19 protein-coding genes are annotated in these 20,070 nt (G+C 53.7%); 6 read left to right on the top strand and 13 right to left on the bottom strand.

Going from position 1 to position 20,070, the window contains the following annotated elements; translation table 11 throughout:
* Positions 1 to 46 precede the first annotated feature (46 nt).
* Together EFB11_RS10340 and EFB11_RS10335 are read right to left on the bottom strand one after the other, a co-directional pair.
* A complete protein-coding gene (locus tag EFB11_RS10340) occupies positions 47 to 1,456 on the bottom strand; it encodes a relaxase/mobilization nuclease domain-containing protein (protein ID WP_122790153.1) in 1,410 nt (469 codons plus the stop codon).
* Positions 1,457 to 1,538: 82 nt separating this feature from the next.
* Positions 1,539 to 1,829, bottom strand: a complete 291-nt coding sequence (locus tag EFB11_RS10335; protein WP_122790152.1) for a CD1845 family protein — start codon at positions 1,827 to 1,829, stop codon at positions 1,539 to 1,541.
* Positions 1,830 to 2,010: 181 nt separating this feature from the next.
* On the opposite strand from EFB11_RS10335, the gene EFB11_RS10330 reads away from it, so the two are divergent.
* The gene (locus tag EFB11_RS10330; protein WP_122790151.1) at positions 2,011 to 2,877 is read left to right on the top strand and encodes an FRG domain-containing protein; all 867 of its coding nucleotides are present in this window, start codon (positions 2,011 to 2,013) and stop codon (positions 2,875 to 2,877) included.
* Between the two features lie 47 nt (positions 2,878 to 2,924).
* On the opposite strand, the gene EFB11_RS10325 is transcribed toward EFB11_RS10330, so the two are convergent.
* From EFB11_RS10325 to EFB11_RS10280, 9 genes are all read right to left on the bottom strand, one after another.
* Positions 2,925 to 3,266 carry a plasmid mobilization protein gene (locus EFB11_RS10325; RefSeq protein ID WP_087283714.1) on the bottom strand — a complete coding sequence of 114 codons (342 nt, stop codon included), beginning with the start codon at positions 3,264 to 3,266 and terminating at the stop codon, positions 2,925 to 2,927.
* Positions 3,266 to 3,448 (bottom strand): DUF4316 domain-containing protein, encoded by a 183-nt coding sequence (locus EFB11_RS10320; RefSeq protein WP_087283711.1) that lies wholly within the window; start codon positions 3,446 to 3,448, stop codon positions 3,266 to 3,268. The genes EFB11_RS10325 and EFB11_RS10320 overlap by 1 nt, the downstream gene beginning before the upstream one ends.
* A 10-nt stretch (positions 3,449 to 3,458) precedes the next feature.
* Positions 3,459 to 4,049 carry a hypothetical protein gene (locus EFB11_RS10315; protein ID WP_122790150.1) on the bottom strand — a complete coding sequence of 197 codons (591 nt, stop codon included), beginning with the start codon at positions 4,047 to 4,049 and terminating at the stop codon, positions 3,459 to 3,461.
* A 135-nt stretch (positions 4,050 to 4,184) separates the two neighbouring features.
* Positions 4,185 to 4,586, bottom strand: a complete 402-nt coding sequence (locus EFB11_RS10310; RefSeq protein WP_122790149.1) for a cysteine-rich VLP protein — start codon at positions 4,584 to 4,586, stop codon at positions 4,185 to 4,187.
* A complete protein-coding gene (locus EFB11_RS10305; protein WP_122790148.1) occupies positions 4,587 to 4,778 on the bottom strand; it encodes a hypothetical protein in 192 nt (63 codons plus the stop codon). It abuts the gene before it with no gap.
* The gene (locus tag EFB11_RS10300) at positions 4,775 to 5,467 is read right to left on the bottom strand and encodes a DUF4366 domain-containing protein (protein ID WP_122790147.1); all 693 of its coding nucleotides are present in this window, start codon (positions 5,465 to 5,467) and stop codon (positions 4,775 to 4,777) included. The genes EFB11_RS10305 and EFB11_RS10300 overlap by 4 nt, the downstream gene beginning before the upstream one ends.
* Positions 5,454 to 5,720: a DUF4315 family protein gene (locus tag EFB11_RS10295; RefSeq protein WP_122790146.1), complete on the bottom strand. Its 267-nt coding sequence runs from the start codon at positions 5,718 to 5,720 to the stop codon at positions 5,454 to 5,456. The genes EFB11_RS10300 and EFB11_RS10295 overlap by 14 nt, the downstream gene beginning before the upstream one ends.
* A gap of 23 nt (positions 5,721 to 5,743) precedes the next feature.
* The gene (locus EFB11_RS10290) at positions 5,744 to 7,450 is read right to left on the bottom strand and encodes a C40 family peptidase (protein ID WP_122790145.1); all 1,707 of its coding nucleotides are present in this window, start codon (positions 7,448 to 7,450) and stop codon (positions 5,744 to 5,746) included.
* Between the two features lie 421 nt (positions 7,451 to 7,871).
* On the bottom strand, positions 7,872 to 8,228 hold the full coding sequence (locus EFB11_RS10280; RefSeq protein ID WP_122790144.1) for a DUF7768 domain-containing protein: 357 nt from the start codon (positions 8,226 to 8,228) through the stop codon (positions 7,872 to 7,874).
* 219 nt (positions 8,229 to 8,447) lie between these two features.
* Between EFB11_RS10280 and EFB11_RS10275 the strand changes: the two genes are divergently transcribed.
* Positions 8,448 to 9,814 (top strand): IS3 family transposase gene (locus EFB11_RS10275; protein ID WP_122789290.1). Its coding sequence is split into 2 segments (ribosomal slippage): positions 8,448 to 8,949 and positions 8,949 to 9,814, totalling 1,368 coding nucleotides; the frame shifts between segments, so codons are not numbered across the junction.
* A gap of 184 nt (positions 9,815 to 9,998) precedes the next feature.
* Here EFB11_RS10275 and EFB11_RS10270 read toward each other — a convergent pair.
* A complete protein-coding gene (locus EFB11_RS10270; protein ID WP_122790143.1) occupies positions 9,999 to 11,507 on the bottom strand; it encodes a ParB/RepB/Spo0J family partition protein in 1,509 nt (502 codons plus the stop codon).
* A 435-nt stretch (positions 11,508 to 11,942) separates the two neighbouring features.
* On the opposite strand from EFB11_RS10270, the gene EFB11_RS10265 reads away from it, so the two are divergent.
* From EFB11_RS10265 to EFB11_RS10250, 4 genes are all read left to right on the top strand, one after another.
* Positions 11,943 to 12,860, top strand: coding sequence for a magnesium transporter CorA family protein (locus tag EFB11_RS10265; RefSeq protein ID WP_122790142.1), 918 nt, complete (start codon positions 11,943 to 11,945; stop codon positions 12,858 to 12,860).
* Between the two features lie 178 nt (positions 12,861 to 13,038).
* Positions 13,039 to 14,253, top strand: coding sequence for a sensor histidine kinase (locus tag EFB11_RS10260; protein WP_164706722.1), 1,215 nt, complete (start codon positions 13,039 to 13,041; stop codon positions 14,251 to 14,253).
* 128 nt (positions 14,254 to 14,381) lie between these two features.
* The gene (locus EFB11_RS10255; RefSeq protein ID WP_122790140.1) at positions 14,382 to 15,755 is read left to right on the top strand and encodes a hypothetical protein; all 1,374 of its coding nucleotides are present in this window, start codon (positions 14,382 to 14,384) and stop codon (positions 15,753 to 15,755) included.
* A 15-nt stretch (positions 15,756 to 15,770) separates the two neighbouring features.
* Complete coding sequence (locus EFB11_RS10250) at positions 15,771 to 16,463, top strand: S-layer homology domain-containing protein (RefSeq protein ID WP_122790139.1); 693 nt, start codon at positions 15,771 to 15,773, stop codon at positions 16,461 to 16,463.
* 203 nt (positions 16,464 to 16,666) lie between these two features.
* On the opposite strand, the gene EFB11_RS10245 is transcribed toward EFB11_RS10250, so the two are convergent.
* Positions 16,667 to 19,996 (bottom strand): S-layer homology domain-containing protein, encoded by a 3,330-nt coding sequence (locus EFB11_RS10245; RefSeq protein WP_122790138.1) that lies wholly within the window; start codon positions 19,994 to 19,996, stop codon positions 16,667 to 16,669.
* Positions 19,997 to 20,070: the final 74 nt, after the last annotated feature.

Raw genomic sequence — 20,070 nt, 5'->3', positions numbered from 1 at the left:
TTGGCCCGAAGTGATCGCGTCGCTTTGCTCCTTATTTCTCATATTCTCAACGCTCCATTTCTTTCTTCTTTGCCTGCTCTGAGCAGCCCAGCAGACAGTCAATGTTCGCCTTGATCGTCAAGATCTCCTGCATATCCCGGCGGGCTTTCTGGTATTCCCCATAGAGCCGCTTTTTCTTTGCGACCAGCTTTCGCCCTTCTTCTTTCTGTGCCTCCATCTTCGGGAGCTTTGCCCCTCCGAGAAGCCGCCTCATATCAGCCTGCGCCGCCCGGTAGAGCTCTATATCCGCCTCATGCTCCGCAAGGAATTTCCGGCTGTACTTTGACGCCTTGTACTTGTCAAAGACAGGGCGGGTCTTTGCATACTGCACCGTAGCCGCTTTCAATTCCATGTTGGCTTTCAGCGCCGTTTCCGTCTGCTTGATCTGGTCGGAAAGGGAATGGAAACGGTCAGAGGCTTCTTCCGCCTTTTTTTCCAACTGACTGTATTCTGTCAGGCCGTTGTCCTGCAAGTAGGCAAGGGCGGCGGCCATTTGTTTGAGATTGAACACTTTCGCCCACCGCTCATAGCCCGGGCCTTTTCCTTCTGCCAGCTTCGCCTGTATATCCACGGCGAGGCTGATTTTTCTTTCCGGCCTACGCCGTCCGGCTCCGCCCTCAATAGCCGCCAGTATATCCTTCCGGTCGTAGCCTTCTCCCAGCGTAGAAGCACGCAGCCGGGTAAAGCGTTCCTGCCCTCCGTCGGTCAGGCGAAAGCTAAGACCGCCGCCCCGAACTTCCTTCACCTCATATCCAGCCTGCTTCATCAGGTCGAGAAATTCTTCCAGACTGGCGGGGCGTTTCGCAAGCGCATTGTCTATGGCAATGCAAAGTCGTTCTTGAAAGTTTGGTGGCCGGTTTCGTTCCTTCTGCCACTCGCCATAGTGCTTGTACTTGCTTTTGCTCCGGGGCTTCGGGTGCTCCACGATGGAGAGGCCGTTTTCCAGACACAGCCTGTCAGAGAGCCGCCGGAGGGCAAAGCTGGAGCCCCAGAAGTTTCGGAACTTCCGGGAACAGTCAAGGGAGGTGGAATTGTAATAGATGTGACAGTGGATATGCTTCTTGTCCGTGTGGGTCGTCACAAGGAAAGCGTGGCGGCCCTTCGTCCAGCGCATAGCCAGTTCATAGCCGATACGGTTTGCCTCCTTCGGCGTGATCTCCCCGGGATAGAAGGCCATGCGTATCTGGTAACAGAGCACGTCCGTTTCTTTTTTCTGTTCCCGCCCTGTTGCGGCCTTATAACTGGCTTTGGCAAGCAAAAATTCTTCCGCCACCGTGGCCGGGTCGCACTCATAGGCAGAGATATATTTGCCTTCGGTTTTCTTCGGGTTCTTTCCATAGTCCAGGCAGTCACGGATGGCCGCCGCTATGGTTTCGCCTTCGCCTGCATGGCGAGGCAGGAGCGTGGTTGTTGCCATATCGTTTCCCTCCCTTCTAAAGAAAACGGCGGCCCTCCTGAGCCGCCGCCTGTACTTCGGGCCAACATGGCCCGAGGTTATATCAGCTCACAAGGAACCGGTACAAAGCAGATTTGCCGTCGTCCAGCACTCCGATCAGCGAGCCAGCCACCGCCTGCAAGCCATACGGAGAAAGCAGGAAAGCGAGGAACAGGAACACAAACCCGCCCAGCGGTGTTGGCGTGAAAAAGAGGCCGATCCCGAGGATCGCAACAATGACTGAGGCAATCGTCAGGAAGAAGGCGCAGAGGTCAAAGAGGAACCAGCATAGGGCAGTCAGCAGGGCAAGGACAAGGGCAAAGGGAGCGGCGATTACTTTCAATATCATCTTCATAATGGAAACCTCCTTCTTATCTTTCTACCTATATTTTACCATGCCTGCCCGGGGACATAAATGTTGCGAATGATTAGTGAAATCTGTCCCTGGGCTTCGGGCAATGTTGGCCCGAAGCTGGTTGACGAACTTCTCATTCTGAATTAGACTTAATAATAAAATTGCAAAGGAGCGTGAAAAGATGGGTTATCAATGTATTGATATGTATCAAGAAATAACCATATCTTCACTGGATGAAATATATCAAATAATCCAGGAATATAAAAAATATTATAATTTACCTCGTCCGGGCTTGAGCAAAGAAAGTCCCTGTTTAAATGGTTTTTATAGGGGACAAAGTGATTGTGAATGGGATATTTCTCCAAGCCTTTTGCGATCTAACATTGAAGAGGCCGATTTAATTTCCACCTTTTCCCCAAAAGAAACTATGTCTCTTTTTGGAACGATTGCTTATATTCAGCATCATTATCAAAGCACACGTTTTATAGACTTCACAAGCAATCCTGATGTAGCAATTTATTTTGCCTGTTCTGGCAATGATGATAAAAATGGTGCTTTATATATTTATGATTATGCTCCGCACAAATCCGAATGGTACACCGCTGCAATACTAAGTGAATTGACACGCATACAAACAAAGGATGAAATTTCAGTGCAAGATTTTTCGTATGAAGTTCTAAAATACCACCCAGATTTTAAAGAACGGTTTTCAACAATAGAGGAACTAAACGGGGCAATCATATCTTTTCTCGATCATGGTTTTATGGTCTTACCGGATAAAGATAGTTATGAAAAAAATATCCGTTTACAAAGACAAGAAGGATGTTTTTATGTCTGTGGAGTTAAGTTTTCCAAAACACTAACATCAACAGACCGTTGGTTTTCCCGGGCAGGAAATAATAAATTTTCTCCCCATTCTGCTGTCGTTCCAGATGATTTAAAAAATGGACATTCCTTAGTAAAGTTAATCATTCCCAAAGAATATAAACCAGATATGCTCCAAAGGCTTGCCTTAAAAGGAATAACACAGGACTACTTACTACCATAGAAAAAACAAAGCGGCAGGCTCCAACTTCGGAACCTGCCGCCCTCGTCTTACTTTGCCACCAGTGCGGAGAGCTCCCGCAGGACCTCCGACACCTGCCCCCACAGCTTTTCATAGTCCCGCCGCAGGCCGTCTATTTCCTCCGGGTACACCCCGTAGGTGTTGGCGTGAACCGCCACCTGATTAAGATTGTTGGAACAGCGGCGCTGCAAGGACACCAACTCCTTGACCGGGGCAAGGTCTACATGGAGAATGTAGCCGTTGAGCGCCATCTTCCGCACATAGGCCCCAGTGTTGGAGATACCGGCCTCGGCCATCCGCGCATGGATGGCGGCCAGCTCGTCCTCCGTAACCATCACATGAAGATGGACATTCCGCTTGCGGCCCGGCATTACCGTTCCAGTTCCCGGCCCTTCCGGCGCTCCTTCGGCTCCTTGACCTTATCCAGCGGCTTCTTGTCCAGCTCCGGCGGCTCCGGGGGAAGGGGCGTGTTGTTCGGCACCCCGTCGATCATATTCTGGTTCTGCTCCGTGGAGAGCTCGGCGGTTTTCAGGTAATTGTCTTTTTCGTGCATGGCAGTCCTCCTATCTGTCCTCATGGGTCTTGTGGTTCCGTTTCTGCCCGGGCTCCTTCGGCGGCTCCTGTCCCTTTACCGCGCCCTCTTTGAGCCGGGCGGTGATAGATCGTTTCCTGTCCGGGTTATCCGGGGCAGGCGTCAGCTCATAGTCCCTGATCTGTTTTCCGGTCAGGGGCTTTTTATAAATGGCTTCGCCCCATGCCTGTATCTTTCCTCCGGCAACGGGCCGCCGCCTGTCGTCCTCATAGTTGACGACTTCCACCAGCGGATTGTCCTTTGTGTCTGGGGTGGCCCCTATGTCAAAGGGGCGCTGGGTGGAATAATAGCGGTAGTACCCGCCCGGCTCCTGTCCCGACTCCTTTTCCTCCACTTTGAACAGGTATTGATAATCGTCGATCCGGTGGGAAAAGTCCCGCTCCGCCCATTCCTTGTCCGTATGGTAGTGGCCCCAGTAGTAGTCTCGGACACCGCCCACATTCTCCGTGAACTGCCACGTTACATAGGGCTGGGGAGCCGCCGGGTTATGCCCCAGGGCAAAGCCTCGGCTGTTCTCAAACAGGACGGATTTCTCGATCTCATAGCCTTGTATGTTCTCCAATGCCTCAAACCTCCTTTCCGGCCTCGGGCCATCATGGCCCGAAGTTCCCTTATGTTACGAAATAAGGGAGCAGGCCGGGGCCGGGAGTATTCTATTATTCCCGCCCCGGCTGCGCCCCTTAAAAAGCCCGGAATATCAAGCCTTCCCGGAAGGCAAATCGTAACAGCCGCCCGGCCTTTTCTCCCGCATTTTCCTCATGCGCTCCCGGCTTTTCCGGCGGTTCTCCTCGGCCTTGCAGGCTTCGGAGCAGTAGGCTTGCCGCCCTTCGGGGAGGAAGGCTTTCCCGCAGACCGCGCAGGCGCGCAGCTCCGGGGCCATGCCTTCGTCCGTCAAGGCGATTTCCAGCGCTGGGTCTAAGGGCAGGACGGCATTTCTGAAATACCGGCAGTAGGCCCCCGTCCAGCACTTGTGGAGCATATAGCAGGAGCAGTCCAGCGGAAGGCACAGGCCGCTTTCCCCGTCATAGTTGGCGCACATTCCCGTGACCAGACGGCGGATTTTCTTCTTCTCGTCACGGGTCAGCTCCCGGGCGGCCATTTATGACTTCGGGCCACGCTGGCCCGAAGTGCGGGGCTTTACCACCAGCGCCCGGAACTTCTTGCGGCACTGGTTCTTTTTCCCTTTGCACTCCTTATGGTAGCGGCACCCGGCACAGGGGTCGTCGCTGCCGCGCCCCGGCCAGGGCACCTCCTTCATCATCCGTTCAAAGGGGCTGCTTGTGAAATTCAATGCTCGTCCTCCTTTCCGTCCTCGTCCCAGGGCGGAGTATCTTCGTCAACGGTTTCCTCGTAATCCTCCACAACTTCCTCCGGGGCTTCTTCCTCATACTCGCAGTAGTCGTCCTCCAAATCCGGGGCCTGATGTTTCGGCTTGTAAATCTTGAAGTAATACCCGGCACCGCCACCGATCAGCACCACAGCCCCCACAAGGAGGATGGCAAGGAGATTGCTGTCCGGGGCTTCTGCCTCGGGTTCCGGTTCGGGCTCTGCGGTTTCCGCCGGGGCCTCCGTGGGCTCGGGCTCCGGTTCCGGCTCGGGAGCAGGCTCCGCCGTTTCTTCCTCGCTCTTTTCTGCCAACGGGAGCAGGTCCGCCTCGGTCACGGCATTGAGGAAATACACGTTGTCCGTGGTTTTCTGTTTGTCGATCACCAGATAAAAGATGTTCTCGTCCGGCGTGGTGATGGTATAAAACTCCTTGCCTTCCTCGTCGGTAGCATTGTCTACCACAGTCCCGGTACCGTTAGTGCTGAATGGGTTCTGCGTTTCCGGCTGGGTTTCGGTTTCCGCCGGAGCCTCCTGCGCCGGAGGCGTTTCTTCCTGCGGCTCGCTGCTCTGGGCGTAGGCCGGAACCGTGAAAATGGAGCAGCACAAAAGGCCGGCAGCCAGAACCGCCAGCCTCATGGATTTAGTTTTCTTCATGGTCGTTTTCCTCCTTCCCGGTATCCTCGGACTTCGGGCCATCCTGACCCGAAGCGGAAAAAGCGTTTCTGGGGTTATTGAGGAAGGCCATCAGCTCGGCGGGCGTCAGTTTCAGGGAGCGCACCGCCTGCACGATCTGGCTGTTTTCCTCCTCCTGTTTCTGCTTCTCTAAGTCCCGGATTTTGGCCTGCCACTCGGCGGCCTTCTCCCGGGCCTTTTCCAGCTCTTTCTCGATCTTGTCAATCTTGTTCATGTATGGACTCCCTTCTTAAAAATTCACGATAACCTGCCGAAAGCGTAAAAGTGCTGCGTCCAATAGGAGCTTGTAATATCGGCGTACTGGATGGGATCGCCGCAGTGCAGCATTTTGTTGTCGCCCACATAAATGCCGACGTGGGAGACAGGCACTCCGCTGTCATAGGTTCCCGTGAAAAAGATAATGTCCCCCGGCTTTGCCTCGGAGGACGGAATAATGGCGCACTGGTTGTAAATGCCCTGCGCCGTGGTACGGGGCAGGTTATGGACGCCGCTTGCGGTATAGACCCAGCAGACGAAGCCGGAGCAGTCAAAGGAAGTGGACGGGCTGGAGCCGCCCCACACATAGGGATAGCCGATATACTTCGTGGCCTCGGCCATTAGCGCCGCAAAGGACGGGTCGGACAGGGCCTCTCCGGGTATCTCATAAGTGGGGCCCGGGTCGCCGCCTCCCGTGTAAATCCCTTCCCACAGGTAGGGCTTGTTGCCTTTGAGCTCCTGCATGATGGTGTAAATCTCTTTCTGCTGTTCGTCCATCCTCGGGAAAATGACCGCCGGAAGGGTGTGGTTTTTGAGCGTCACGTTCAGGATGTAATACTCGTAGGGGACTTCCTCGCTGGTGGTTTCCCCGGTCTCCGGGTCGGTGCTGGTTTCGGTGCGGTAGCGGATCTCCACTTCCTCGGTCAAGGTCAGCTCGTACTGGGCCTCAAAAATCTCCCGCAGTTCCGTCTGCACCTGTTCCCGGGTGTAAACGTGGTACTTTGCCGACAGGTAGGAGGCCAGCTCATAGGGGTTGTGGCCGATCTCGTCCACAGAGTAGCGGTATTCGTCATAGCCCGGGTGGTCCCGTTCAATATTCGCCACGGTCTGGGAAAGCTCCCGTTCCATAGCGGAATAGCCCTCGTCCGCCCCTAACAGGTCGTCGTCCTCGGAGGCGTAGGACGTGCCGGACACGGCGTTGCTGAGGCCGCCGCCAACCGTGGTAAACAGAGAGGTTGCCGAAGCCACCACGGCGAACACCAGAAACAACAGCAGGAGAAGGAGGACGCCTGCCGGGTGACGGGCCGCGAACTGTCCGGCCCGCTTCGCCGCGCTGCCCGTGGAGGCTGCCGCCTTCTTTGCGGCCTTTGCGCTCTGCTTTGCCGCTGCTTTGGCTTCTTTGGCATACTTCCGTTTCAGTTTCCATTTCTGCTGTATCCGGGAAAGGGGAGTACTGGCAAGCTCCGGGTGCTCGGCGGCCATCTTCTGAAAATCCAGATTGGCCCTGGCACTCATTTCTTTGCGTTCCCACTTTGCCACCCGGCGGGCCGGGTGTTCCCGGTAGCGTCGCTTTGCGTAGCGGGTCAGCCTGCGGGCCGCGCCCTCGGCCACTAACTCCGATTTATGGGCTCCCTCCACGCCCACATTTTCCTGTTCCACCTGATGGATTTTGTTGTGGACGTAAAACCATGCCTCGGCCCGGGCTCCCCGGACGGCTTTTCTTGCAAGGCCGGGAGGCTTCTTTGCCGCCTGTTTGGCCTGCGCTTTATCCAGCTTTTCCCGGGCGGTATGCAGCTTTTCCCGGGCCCGGTCTGCCTTTTCCTGTGCCTTATGAACCTTATCTTTCTTTTCACTACCGGGTTTTTCCCGCCCGGTTCGGTCAGTATGGTCTGTCCGGCTGTCCTTTCCGGAGCCCTCCGGTTCCCGGCCAGAAGGTTCCCCGCCGCCCGGTGCGTCCTCCTGCCGCATACGGTCAGAAGGCCGGGGCTGGTCGTCGTCCTGCCGGAATTTCCCGCCCTTTGGCTTCGGGCCATGTTGGCCCGAAGCAGCCCCATTTCCCTCCGGGGCGTCCTCGTCCTCAAAGCGGAGCCGCCGGGAGGGGCCGGAGGTTTCCGGGCCTTCCCGTATCTTCGGGTCAGTCTGGCCCGAAGTTTTCTCTGGCGGTTTCTGTTTCGGTTTCTTACTGATGGTTTACGCCCCCTTTCCCGGCTCCCGTTTCTTGTCCTCGGGGCGTGTGGTCATAATGTCCCCCAAATGTTCCATTTCCGGGAAGTGCCTTTTGGTAATGGAAATAGGGGCCTTCTCGATCTCGCTGGCCCACGCCGGACGGATACCGCACCGGGAGGCCGCAAGCGGAAAGACCCCTATCCCGTCAAAGAGGCTCCCCAGCTTAATATCCGGCACTGTCCGGGGAGCCCTGCCCCTTCACGTTCATAATGCCTTCCAGAGTAGTCGCCGCAATCCCATACCGGGCGGCAACCGCAATGTCGTTTTTCACGTCCTCGTCCACAGTCCCGCCGCAGACAAGAAGCATACGGGAGCGTTTGAGCATATCCCGGCCCATGTCGATACCGTCCTTGTGTTCCTCCGGCACGTTGTCATTGAGGATCAGCGGAAGGTATAACTTCGGGCAGATGGGGGCAAGGCCCGCTTCATAGGCTGCCCGGCAGAACTCCACGGCAAGGTCGGTGTCCACCTCGGGAATACCGCACCATGCGGCGGTAATATATGCTAAAGGTCGCTTCATTTCTGGTTCCCTCCATTTCTCTTATAAAATAAGGTAAAGCAAGGTACGCCCAACCCCTCCGCCCCTTCCCGGGGGAAGGGGGACGGCTCTGGAGAATTTATATCCCCGTCGCTTGACTGTGATAAAGCATAACCGGGAGAAATCCGTCAAGGGTGCCTCCGGCATGAACTGCACCCCAAAAGTTGGACAAGAAAGTCAACGAAAGGGGTGCAGAAATCTATGGGAAAAGAATTGTTCAGTGAGGAATTAAAATTAGCAGTTGTTCAGTATGTACTGGAAGGGCATACACGCAAAGAGGCATCCGAGAAATTTTGCGTATCCTGTACGCCGATTGAAAAATGGGTAAACTTGTATAAGCTGCATGGTGCAAAAGGACTTCTAAGCAGAAATCTGGTTGGCCGACAAAAAGGCTTTGATGGCGAGTTTCGCCTAAAAGTGTTACAATACAAGCAGGAACATCACTTATCCTGTACACAGACAGCTATGCACTTTTGCCTTGATGTTGTAACAGTGTGCCGGTGGGAGAAGAAATTCCAAAAGGAAGGTGCACGGGGACTTATGAAAAAGCAGGCGACAAAAGGTAGCGAAAAACGACAAAAGAAGCAGGAACAGTCGGAGCTGCAACAGGAAAACAAGCGGCTGTCAGAAGAAAATTACCGGTTGAGAATGGAGAATGATTACCTAAAAAAATTAAACGCCTTAATTCAGAAGCGGGAAGAACCCGAATAAGCGATGTTGTGGCTGCTGTTACAGAATTAAGGCGTGATTATCCTCTGGCAGCATTACTTAAACTGGCCGGCATTCCCCGAAGTACATACTACTATCATTCCCGGAAAGCCAATGCTGTGGATAAATACGCAAAAGAAAGGGCGGAAATCATAGCAATTTATCAGGAGAATCAAGGCCGGTACGGGTATCGGCGGATTGGTATGGAATTACGCAACAGAGGCTTTTGTCTGAACCACAAGACGGTACAAAAGCTGATGAAGGAGTCAGGCCTAAAATGTATGGTACGAATGAAAAAGTATCGTTCTTACCGTGGAGAAGTCGGCAAGATTGCACCAAATCTACTGGCTAGAGATTTCCATGCGGAAAGGCCGAATCAGAAATGGGTAACTGATGTGACTGAGTTTTCCCTGTTTGGAAACAAACTTTATCTTTCTCCTGTGCTTGACCTGTATAATGGTGAGATCATCAGCTATGCCATCAGTGAACGGGCTAATTACCGCCAGGTGGATGAGATGCTGGATAAAGCATTCTCCCGGCTCCCGGACAGCAGCGGGCTGATCCTTCATTCGGATCAGGGCTGGCAATATCAGAACGTCAGGTATCAAAAAAGACTGTTAGAAAAAGGCATTCGGCAAAGTATGTCCAGAAAGGGAAACTGTCTGGACAATGCGGTTATGGAAAACTTCTTCGGACTGTTAAAATCGGAACTGCTATACCTGCGGACGTTCCAATCATTAGACGAGTTCTGCCAGGAACTGATCGCTTATCTTGAATACTATAACCATAACCGAATCAAAGAAAAATTGAATGGGTTAAGTCCTGTCCAATACAGAATTCAAAATGGCTTTGCCGCATAACTTTTGTCCAACTTTTGGGGAGCACTTCAGCACCGCCTGCGGCGGCTTTGCCCTTGACTGATTTTCCCGGCTATGCTACGGAATAACTGGCGACGGGGAATCATTTATATCTCCAGAGCTTCGGGGCGTGGGGCAGAGCCCCACAGGTCTTGTGTCCTCGGGCCAGCATGGCCCGAAGTCCCGCTTATTTCTCCTTCTCGGTTTTCTTCTCCGGCTTTTCGTATTCCTTCTGCTGGTCCTTCCAGTCGTCCAGCAGCTTGATGATCTGGTCTTTCATTTCCCTCGGGGTGGTTTCCTTCCCGAAATATTTGCTCAGTTCAGCGCCCGTCAAAATCACTTTGTCTACCTCCTTCTTGTCCTCCATCATAATGCCGTCGATCACGTCCCCATTCAAGAGCTTCTTCTCGTCCAGCTCCCTCATGCGCTTTGCCTGCGCCTGGGACGGGGAGGACTGCTGGCTGTCGATGGCAACAGCGATATAGTTCTGGTTCTTCTTGCTGATATAGGAGAGCTCCACGGCAGTCGTGAAGCCCAGCTTCTTTGCGTCCATGAGGGCCATCAGGTCAGGTACAAGCTCATTGAGCCGGATATACCGCTGTACCTGTTTGACCGCCATCTTGTTCCGCTCGGCCACGATCTCGTTGGAGCGTTTGCCCGCGTCCTTCGGGTCAATCTGACCCGAAGTGCGGGAGCCCTGGTGCTTGATGGCTTCAAGCTGCATTTTCAGCGCCTTTGCCCGCTCACTGGGAAGGATTTCTTCACGCTGATTTAAGTTGTCCTCAACCATCTGCGTGATGGCCTCGTCGTCCGTCAGGTTGCGGACGATACAGGGCATATCCGCAAATCCGGCAAGCTCGCTGGCCTTCTGGCGGCGGTGGCCGGAGACAATCTCATAGCCGCCGTCCTCCCGGGGCCGGACAATAGCGGGCTGGGTGACGCCCTTATCCTTGACGCTGGACACCATTGCCCGCATTTCATCATCGTCCCGCACCTGGAACGGGTGGTTCTTGAAGGCATGGAGCTCGTCCAGCTTGATATAGACGATCTGTTCCTCTCCACGGCGGGGCGCTTCTTTGGGCGGCTCCTGCGGCTTCGGCTGTTCCGGGGCCGGAGGCTTCACAGCGGCAGAACCCTTGTCCGCCGCCTTTTTCGGGGCAGGAGCCTTCGGGGCCTTTTCCTTGTTCCCGGTGGCCTTGTCCAAAGCCTCCTTCCAGATGGAAGTTTTCTTCGGAGCGGCAGGTTCTTTTGCCGGGGCGGTCTTTTTCTTGTCCGCCGGAGTTTTCGCCTGCGTCTCTTTCGGAGGGCGGCCCCTGCGCTTCGGTGGCTCCGCTGTTTTGTCAGGCTCCTTCTTCACAGCCTTCTCCGGCTTTTTGGGTTCCTTTCCCTTATCAGGTGCGGGGGCTGCCTTCTCCGGCGTTTTTTCTTTTTCCGCCGCTTTCTTCTCGGCCATGATTTCCGAAAAGTTGTAGACGGAAACATTCGGGCTTTTCTCTGCGCCTGCCTTCTCGGAAGTGGGAGCCTCCTTATCCTTCGGCGGTGCGGCTTTGTCTGCGGCCTGCTCCGGGGGCTTCTGTTCCGGCGTGGGCGGTTCGGTTTTCACAGGTTCCTTGACGGGAGCCTGTTCCGGGGGCTTGCCCGGCCCGGTGTCCGGCGCTACCGTCTCCGGGGCTTTTGTTGTTTTATCATCTGGCATACACGTTTACCTCCTGATTTTGAGCATGAAAAAAGGGGCCTGACTTTTCATCAGGCCCCGGTGGGGTAGTTCCTCCTTTCTTGCCAAGCTACAAAAATACCGCCCGTAGTCTCGTTTGGGCGGTATCTCTGCGTAAGATTGGCAGTCCATTGTTAATTTTTATAATGTTCCCTTTGTACACCGTTGCAACGATGCCAACATATACCGGTTAGGTGGTGTAGTCGTGTGACAGTTTCTTTGGATTTCTTGGTTTTTACGATCGAAAGGGGAGGAGCACTTGTATGACTCCCCTAATAACACCTATGTCACCGTTTAGGCGGCCCTATGGCGTTATATTTGCAGCAAACATGCCTGAACAGCCAGGAGAAAACCTTTTGTCTCCCGTCCGACTTTGTGGTACAATAGGAAAAACACGGAAAAACGGAGGCAGCCGGTATGTATATTTATAGTCTGGGTCAGAACTTGACGTTGCTGGAAGGGACGCCGGCGCAGGGGACGGCGGCGGTCTATCTGCTTTCCTCCAAGGAACTGGATCGGAATCCCCAGCTACCGGGATTGGAGGGGGTGCTCCATCATACCCCTAGCGCCCGGGATGCGCGGGTGTGCAAGGCGGATGTGCGTCGAGACTGTCTCAGCGGTACGGTGGTGGTTCCACACCGGGGACGGGAGGGGGACTGGGTGGCTTTTGGCTATCTGCTCACCCAAGACCGCGTGGTGTTGTGTGATGACACCAGAACCGCTCACGCTGCCCTCAAGCGTCTGGGAAAGGAAAAGCGGTGGCAGGAGAATAGTCCGGGGCGGTTCTTCTGTGAGTTTCTGGAGCAGCTGTTGGTTCGGGACCTGCATCATCTGGAGGAATTGGAGGACCAGCTGTCCCAGTTAGAGGACGGAGTGCTGGCGGGGAAACTGGAAGGTTTCAACGCCGCGCTTTCTCCTTTGCGCAAGCAGGCCATGAGCTGGTTTCGGTATTACACCCAGCTGGACGGAGTGGCCTGTGAACTGGAGAGCAACGAGATCGGTCTCTTCTCACCGGAGGAGCAGCAGATGTTCCGCATGCTGGAGAAGCGGTTGACCCGTCTGCGAGACGAAGCCCAGCTGCTCCGGGAGTACTGTCTGCAGGTGCGAGAACTCTTTCAGGCCGAGTTGGACATCCGGCAGAACCGCATCATGAAGATCCTCACCATTGTCACCACGGTCTTTCTGCCCCTGTCTTTGGTCGCTGGGTGGTACGGCATGAACTTTACCGACATGCCCGAACTCAGATGGGCCTATGGTTATCCGGCGGTGATCGTGGGCAGTGTGGTTATTGTGCTGCTTACTCTCTGGATTATGAAAAAGAAAAAGTTCTGGTAAAGCAAATGGGCCCCGGACATAGTCCGGGGCCCGCTTCAGGTTGTCAAAAAAGTTTAGCCTAGAATCCCTTTTATCAATCGAACTCGATATTTGGTCTATATTTCAAGTGGACGAAATGAGGAATGACATTGAAACTAGATTCTATATTGCGATCTCACAGACCTTTTTGGGCAGCTTTGTGATTCTTTTGATCGATTTCCGCAAACCAGTTGCCAAGTGGCGGACCCGCTGGATTGTTACCGTGGTGCTGATTGTCGGTGTCAATCTGATTGGGCTACTTTTTCTGGATTTCTGGGATCTTTATCAGCGTATCGGAGTATTTACAGTCACCCTTCCGTATATTTTCGTAACATTCTGGTGTTCGCAGCAGCGGGACTTTCGTGCTGTTTTCAATATTACAACCGGTCTGTTTGTTGGCTGCATCGGAACGGCGAACTCGATGTTGACCACGCTGCTTTTGGGTGACAACGCATATCGCGAATATTATTCCTTGGCCGTGCGTATTCTTTCCTTTTTCCTCATGTTCTTTATCCTGCGACGATTCAGCGTTACATATCAGCAAATGCTGCATCAGCTGCATCGCAGCTGGGGGATTCTCTGTCTCATCCCGTTCACGACATTTATAACCATGCTGTACGTCATCAATCATTCAGCCGATTCTGTCGAGATTCTGGTGTTGGTTTATGGCTTGCTGACGGTATGCAGCGGCGCCTATTACTTGATGTATCTCTTTTTTGATCAGGTACAGAAAGAAAACAGCGCTCGGCATGAGGTTCAGATCTCTAACTTACAGCTATCTGCTTTGCAAAGCCGCATGGAGGCGGTGAAAGCAGCGGAGGACGTCATTCGTACCGAGCGTCATGACCTGCGCCACCGACTCCAGGCCGTCGCGGGGCTTGTGTCAAGAGGGGACAAGGAAACCGCTCTTGACTTTCTGGATGCGACGCAGAAGCGTCTAGATGAGCGGAAGGAAATTCGTTGGTGCCGCCCACCGGTGCTGGATGCGGTGTTTTCCTCCTATTTTGATCAGGCCCACAATCAGGGCATTTCAGTGGAGGCCAGGATCTCCCTGCCCGACAAACTGCCCGTGAATGAAGGCGAATTGGCTATTGTCGTGGCCAATGCCCTGGAAAACGCCATCCACGCCAACCTTTCGTTACCCCGGGAGAAACGGAAGATCCATTGTAAGATGGTGGGAACCCCGAGTATCATGCTGGAGATCTCCAATCCGTGTGCTTCCGATGTCGTTTTTGGCAGCAACGGCCTTCCGGTGTCGCAAAAGGAGGGGCATGGTCTGGGAGTACAGTCGATCTCTGCATTTTGCCGGAAAAATGGAGCCGTCTGCCAGTTTGACCAAGCAGATGGCTGGTTTTGGCTGAGATTGGTGCTGTAAGTGCATACGGCTTACAGAATGCACAGCATATGATTTTTGAAATTTTCAAAAAAATTTTGTTTTTTATAAAACCTGCCGCCCCCTTACGGAATCTTAAGAGTACCACATACAAAGGGGGAATTATCAAAATGAAAGTACAAAGATGGATTTCGGCTGTATTATGTGCTGCATCCCTTGCGGGAAGCATGACCGTTGCCGATGCGGCAGATTATCCAACCGCCGAAACCGGAAAAAGCGAGGAAGGGGTCAGTTATACCCTGCATTATCCCAAGGTATATGGCATGCTCGATGCAAAGATTGCCGTGGTCAATGACTCATGGAGTGGTGACGGACAGCGGAAAGAAGTCGAACTGAAACTACCGGTTGTCGCCAGCGGCGACCCATTTGTGCTGGAATTTACGGGTTGCCTTACCAGTGCGTGTTGTCCGGACTGTGACAAACCGCTTTCCATGCCAAGCGGCAGCAGCGGCAGCAGTCTGGTCAATGGGACCACCTATAATGGACCGTGTATCGTGCCACTCATCGGCGGGGATGTCTACGAGATCAATGCGGAATACGCGGCATATGAGGACACATTTGAATGGCGTGGCCGCACAGACAATCGATTATCTAAAACCGCAAATTGTGTGGAGATGGACTGTGCAGAAGATGCGGTCGGTTTGCGGGCAATGACCGATTTGATGATTGACCCAGACAATCATTTCTCCTATGCGCCGGGTAACCTGCAATACGACCCGAATGGAGACAATTCATTTGCTTCTGCCTTCTTTATGTTTCAGACTGGCTTTTATCTGCGTTTGCCGGAAAGCACCATCCAGCAAATCGATTTCTCCAAATCCTATACCACCAAGGAGTTGGAAGCGCTGATTGCCGGGGAGGTCCAAACCTCCAACCGGCCGGCCTTGCCCACGTATAACCAAAATGCGCCCAGTCAGTTTGCCTCTACGGCGGAGGTCACAGGCTTTGGTGTCGGTATGGCAGATTATGGTGATATGTATGTTACCATCACCAATCGGGCCAAGACCACAGATGCCGGTATCATTGCGCTGGCAGCGATGAATGAGAAGGGAGCATCGGGCAAGGCAGGGATTGCCTTTATCCCCTATGAACTGGCGGCCGGAGCCAGCAAGGAGTATTCTGTGGCAATGACCGGCATTGTTCACGAAGGGATATTCGATGGGGTATGGGAGTCGAGTGGTTCCAGTGCCCTGCTCGAGGAATATGCCGAAGCAAGCATTATCACCTTTGAAGATGACGCCGACCTGCATGCCTTTTATGACACTGTCCCGTATGAGAGTTACGTCAAACCGCAAGGCTTTGCCTCTCAATTTCATACCATCTGCGATGGTGCGCCGGGTGACACTTGGCTGAAGAATACCCTAAACTTTACACGGCCGCAGCGTGATTTATCCTCCATCCCGTATCAGAACGGCATTTATGTGCAGGATACAATCTACGCCGATGAAGTCGACCACAGCGCCTGCCAAGGCAACGCAAAATGAAAAGGAGAAAAGACAATGAACTATTCGATGTTATGGAAACGTACAGTTTGCAGCGTAATGGCAGTATCTATGCTGGCGACTTCGGCTCTGGCATGGACGGCAAATAAACAGGATCTGACCGAGGTGGAAGTGAAATTTGAGGAAGGCGTGAACATAGGCCCAAGCGACTGGGCAAAAGCCGAAGTGGACGCTGCGACGAAAGCCGGTTTGCTCCCTAAGCTGACCGGGAATCCGGCGTATACGGATGCCATCACTCGGGAGCAGTTTGCCGAACTGGTGGTACAGAGCGTAGAAGTCATGCTGGACCACGAACTGGATACAGCACCGGAAGACACGTTCAGCGACAGCAGCAATCCGTCGGTCCGCAAGGCATCGCAGGCTGGTATTGTCAGCGGTGTGGGCGAGGGGAAATTCGAACCCAAAACCACGACAAACCGTGAACAGATTGCAGCGATGATTTTCCGCGCGATCCGATATGTGGAAAAGGAGAGCGGGACCGTGATTGCACCCAATGCCGGTTCGCTGGCAGGCTTTACGGATCAAAGTCAGGTGTCTTCGTGGGCCGTAGAGGGAGTGGGGACATTGGCTGCCAACCATATTATGAGCGGCACATCGGCTACCACACTGTCTCCGTCCAAGGACTGCACGGTGGAGGAAAGCATCCTGCTGTGCTATCGCGTCTATGACCGCTTCGTAAATGCGCAGTAATGGCAGCCATATGGCGAATCCATGTAAGACCGGCGGAAATCCGTCGGTCTTTTATCAATTTTTCAGGCAAGCCGAAACGTAAAATCCAGCAGTTTGCTTGACGTTTTGTTGACCTATCGTATGATGCAGAAGCGGTCTGAGAGACGGTACAGAATCTATACAAAGCGCCCCGTATTCTGGATGAATACGGGGCGCCTTTTTCTTTATTCGCTTGGTTCGTCGTCGGAGGGATTGTCGTCTTTTGGCGGCATCGGGGCACGTTTTTTACGGCGATATACGACACCAGCGGCGCCACCACCCAACAGTCCTACACCTGCCAAGGCAATGGCCACAGTGGGAAGACCAGAACTGGTGGTATCGTCAAAGCCGTCGAAGTGCATTTCAGCAACCGGCGGCTCATACAGCAGCATGAACAGCCGATAGAGCAGTAGCGCTGCTTCACCGCGAGAAATGGATTGCTGCGGCGCCAGTGTGCCGGTACCGCTTATCAGCGTTTCACGTACGGCCAGCGCGGTCGTGTCACGCGCCCAGTCGGAAATTGTATCCGCATCGGTAAAAGTTAAATATGCAGCCACATCGGTCGGGTAGCTGTAGCCCTTTTTGTCGGCCAGCGTACGGCTGCACAGGGCAATGACTTCTTCCCGCAGCACATCGTTTTCACCACGGAAGGTATTGTCCTCAAAGCCTTCGATAATGGCGTCCTGTTCACCGGATGCAACGTACGGATAATAGGGGCTATCCTGCGGCACGTCGGTAAACGACGTCGTCAGGTTGCGGTCGAGTGCAAAGAACATGCGTACAAGCGCTTCGGCAAACATATACCGGTTGAGCGTGCCGTTCGGGTCAAAGTTGCCTGCATCGTCCAGCGAGAAATATCCTTTGGAAACCATGAAGCGGATGGCAGCGGCCGTCTGTTCATCGCAGTCGGCAATGTCGGCAATCTCCGCCGCATTTTCCATCACTTCGTAGGTACCCGAATATGGGGTCGAAAACTCGATCGTCTGGTTGATGGCGTCAAACTGGCCGCCCCAGTTGTCCGAACCGCCTTCGTAGCTGGCCAGAACGGTTGCCGTCTCGCTTTCCGCGGGCAGGGTAAAGGTCAGGCTGCTTTCCAGCTGATCCAGTTGATTTTGCTCGCCATCGAGCAGAGAAATGGTGTATTTACCGTCCTGCAACTGCACTTGAACGATCAATTTTCCATGCTTTTCACACAGCTGCGCCAGTGCATCAGCATCCACCGCAACACTGTGCTGCGCGTCGCCCAGCATGACCTGCACCGCTTGGGCATCGGCCATGGCTTCGATCATAGACGGGTCAAAGGTGACCTGAACCGGTTTGCCATCTTCCAGTCCGGTGCATACCATGCGCAGCAGGATGTTGACCGTCTTGTTGAGCGTAACGCCGTCCAGGGTTTGGTCGAGTGCATCCTTTTGAGCTTGGGCCTGCTCCAGACTTTGGGTGATGACATCGCCGTCGATGGTGGCTGTGTTGCCGCGGCAGGGGACATCGGTTACACTCGATTCGGCAACGGCGTTTTCGATATACGCAGCGATTTCGCCCTTGGCTGCATCGTTGACCGCCGTGCCATCGATGTTTTGCAGTGCTTCAGTCAGATAGGCAGCCTTGTCCTCGCCGGATTCGTTATAATCCAAGGTGATGTTCGAAGTCTGCTGATCCTGCTGCACCAGCGTATGCAGCGCATCTTCGGAAGTCGGTTCGGTATCCTGGGACACCAGCCGGAAGCCTTGCAGGGTCTGCTTGACCGTCGCGTAGCCCGATACCTTTCCGTCCGTATAGAGGATGATGTAATACAGGTCATCGGACAGCTGATAGATTTCACCGATCTCACCGGTGACGGTGTCGGCAAACAAGTCGGTCAGCTGGTTGAGCTGCTCGCTGTCAAACCGATGCGATACCTCGGGGAAGGTGTAGACCGGGCGGCCCTCCGCATCCGCATAGGCACGGAGCAGGGCGACGGAGTCCTCTGCCAGGGTAGAGTCCAGCATATAGTGATATTCGATATCATTAATATGCGCCAATTCCTGGGTTTCTTCAAAGTGTGTAACCGTATCATGGTTCCAGGTCGCCCGCTCGACTTTTTGGGAGATGTTTTCGCCGTTGTCCAGCACCAGCCACCAGGAGGGATCATCGTCAACCCAACCATGCTCCCGCAGGGCCTGTTCGTCGTCGGGCTGATAGTCTGCACCGTCTGGCACATCGCCGTATAGTTTTATTTTGCCATCACCGGATGGCTCTTTTACAATGTCCAGAAATTCCACCGTATGGGCCAGCGTCATCTGTCCGTTTTGAATGGTATAATACTGCGCACGTACATTGTGGCCGGCATCGTGATAAAACTGGATATACCGATATGCTGCCTGCCCATCCATGGTGCCAAATCCGGTGGTATAGTTGGTCACTTCAATATCCATTTTCTGCGCTTTGCTGCCGTCATACTGCCAAAATACAATCGGCTCTATAAAGGTCTCATCCCCGGTTGGGATATAGCCGATCTCGCCATACCGTGTATCCGAACACTCGGATACAGCTTCACTGTTCACGTTTTTGTCCAGGTACGCAGTCAGCAGGATGGGCATACCATCATCGGCCGGATCGGCCAAGGTTGCATAAAGGGAGAATTCCCCTTCCTGCATATTCATGCTGTCAATGGCATCGGCGTAGGCTTGCGCCATTTTAGCATCCATTTTACATTTGCTGCGGTCGCCGAAATAGGCCATGTCCTGCAGCACATCCTGCGCGGAAACGATTTCTTTGGGAAGCTTGATCTGCCAACGGTCTACCAGATCCTCCGCGCTGTGCAGTCCTAAATCGGCATGAACCGAGAAAATCATATCGTCAGAGGAATACTCCGGCAGGCCCAACTGCTCGCGATAAGCGGCAAGCATTGCGTCACTTTCGCCCATCAGACCGCTCTCACGGCCAGCCTCTGCGATTTTCTCCTGTTGTTGCTCACTGAGCTCACCTTGCTCGGATGCACTCTGATATTTGCCGTCACGATAGGTGAACAGATCGATCGGAAAATGCCGGGTGATGCTGGCAGACCAGCAGACCGCGTCGTCCGCCTGATACATCCCAAGGAAGAAGTATCCGCCGGATTCAAACTGCTCTGTCCAGTCTTTTGTGACTTTACCGTCCGCGTAGGTATAAATGGCCAGCGTAAAGTGATAGCCGTTCGCCCATACGCAGGCCAGTTCATCCTCTCCGTCACCGGTCACATCGACGCTGACCGCATCCAACAGACCCGAGATGGTTTGATCCCCCATCATCCAGGCATCGCTTTTTTCGTCGGTGAAAATCCCATACCGATCTACGAGCGACTGCACGAGTGCCTGATACGCTTCCTGGCGGCTGGGTGTTTTCTGTTCGGTCGGTGTTGCTGGGGTGTCCGGTTCCTCTTGCACGACCGTACTTTCTGCGGACGCACTCTGTTCGGGTTTTGTCTGCCCTGCGCAGCCGGTCATACCACATAGCAGTATGGCAGCCAGACAGGCGGAAATCCATCTCTTTTTCATTGTGTATCCCCCTAGTTTGATTGATATGAGTAAGATTCCGGAGTAAGGCAGCAGGTTTTATAAAATCAAAATTT

Source organism: Intestinibacillus sp. Marseille-P6563, assembly GCF_900604335.1.
Lineage (GTDB): Bacteria > Bacillota > Clostridia > Oscillospirales > Butyricicoccaceae > Butyricicoccus_B.
The sequence above is the reverse complement of the archived record's forward strand: the minus strand, read 5'-3'. Positions and strand labels throughout refer to the sequence as shown.

Coding starts and splice junctions, on each gene's coding strand:
- EFB11_RS10300 (WP_122790147.1), bottom strand. CDS start 5,467: ATGAAGAAAACTAAATCCATGAGGCTGGCGGTTCTGGCTGCCGGCCTT.
- EFB11_RS10320 (WP_087283711.1), bottom strand. CDS start 3,448: ATGCACGAAAAAGACAATTACCTGAAAACCGCCGAGCTCTCCACGGAG.
- EFB11_RS10290 (WP_122790145.1), bottom strand. CDS start 7,450: ATGCGGCAGGAGGACGCACCGGGCGGCGGGGAACCTTCTGGCCGGGAA.
- EFB11_RS10335 (WP_122790152.1), bottom strand. CDS start 1,829: ATGAAGATGATATTGAAAGTAATCGCCGCTCCCTTTGCCCTTGTCCTT.
- EFB11_RS10280 (WP_122790144.1), bottom strand. CDS start 8,228: ATGAAGCGACCTTTAGCATATATTACCGCCGCATGGTGCGGTATTCCC.
- EFB11_RS10330 (WP_122790151.1), top strand. CDS start 2,011: ATGGGTTATCAATGTATTGATATGTATCAAGAAATAACCATATCTTCA.
- EFB11_RS10245 (WP_122790138.1), bottom strand. CDS start 19,996: ATGAAAAAGAGATGGATTTCCGCCTGTCTGGCTGCCATACTGCTATGT.
- EFB11_RS10250 (WP_122790139.1), top strand. CDS start 15,771: ATGAACTATTCGATGTTATGGAAACGTACAGTTTGCAGCGTAATGGCA.
- EFB11_RS10310 (WP_122790149.1), bottom strand. CDS start 4,586: ATGGCCGCCCGGGAGCTGACCCGTGACGAGAAGAAGAAAATCCGCCGT.
- EFB11_RS10340 (WP_122790153.1), bottom strand. CDS start 1,456: ATGGCAACAACCACGCTCCTGCCTCGCCATGCAGGCGAAGGCGAAACC.
- EFB11_RS10265 (WP_122790142.1), top strand. CDS start 11,943: ATGTATATTTATAGTCTGGGTCAGAACTTGACGTTGCTGGAAGGGACG.
- EFB11_RS10325 (WP_087283714.1), bottom strand. CDS start 3,266: ATGCCGGGCCGCAAGCGGAATGTCCATCTTCATGTGATGGTTACGGAG.
- EFB11_RS10295 (WP_122790146.1), bottom strand. CDS start 5,720: ATGAACAAGATTGACAAGATCGAGAAAGAGCTGGAAAAGGCCCGGGAG.
- EFB11_RS10255 (WP_122790140.1), top strand. CDS start 14,382: ATGAAAGTACAAAGATGGATTTCGGCTGTATTATGTGCTGCATCCCTT.
- EFB11_RS10270 (WP_122790143.1), bottom strand. CDS start 11,507: ATGCCAGATGATAAAACAACAAAAGCCCCGGAGACGGTAGCGCCGGAC.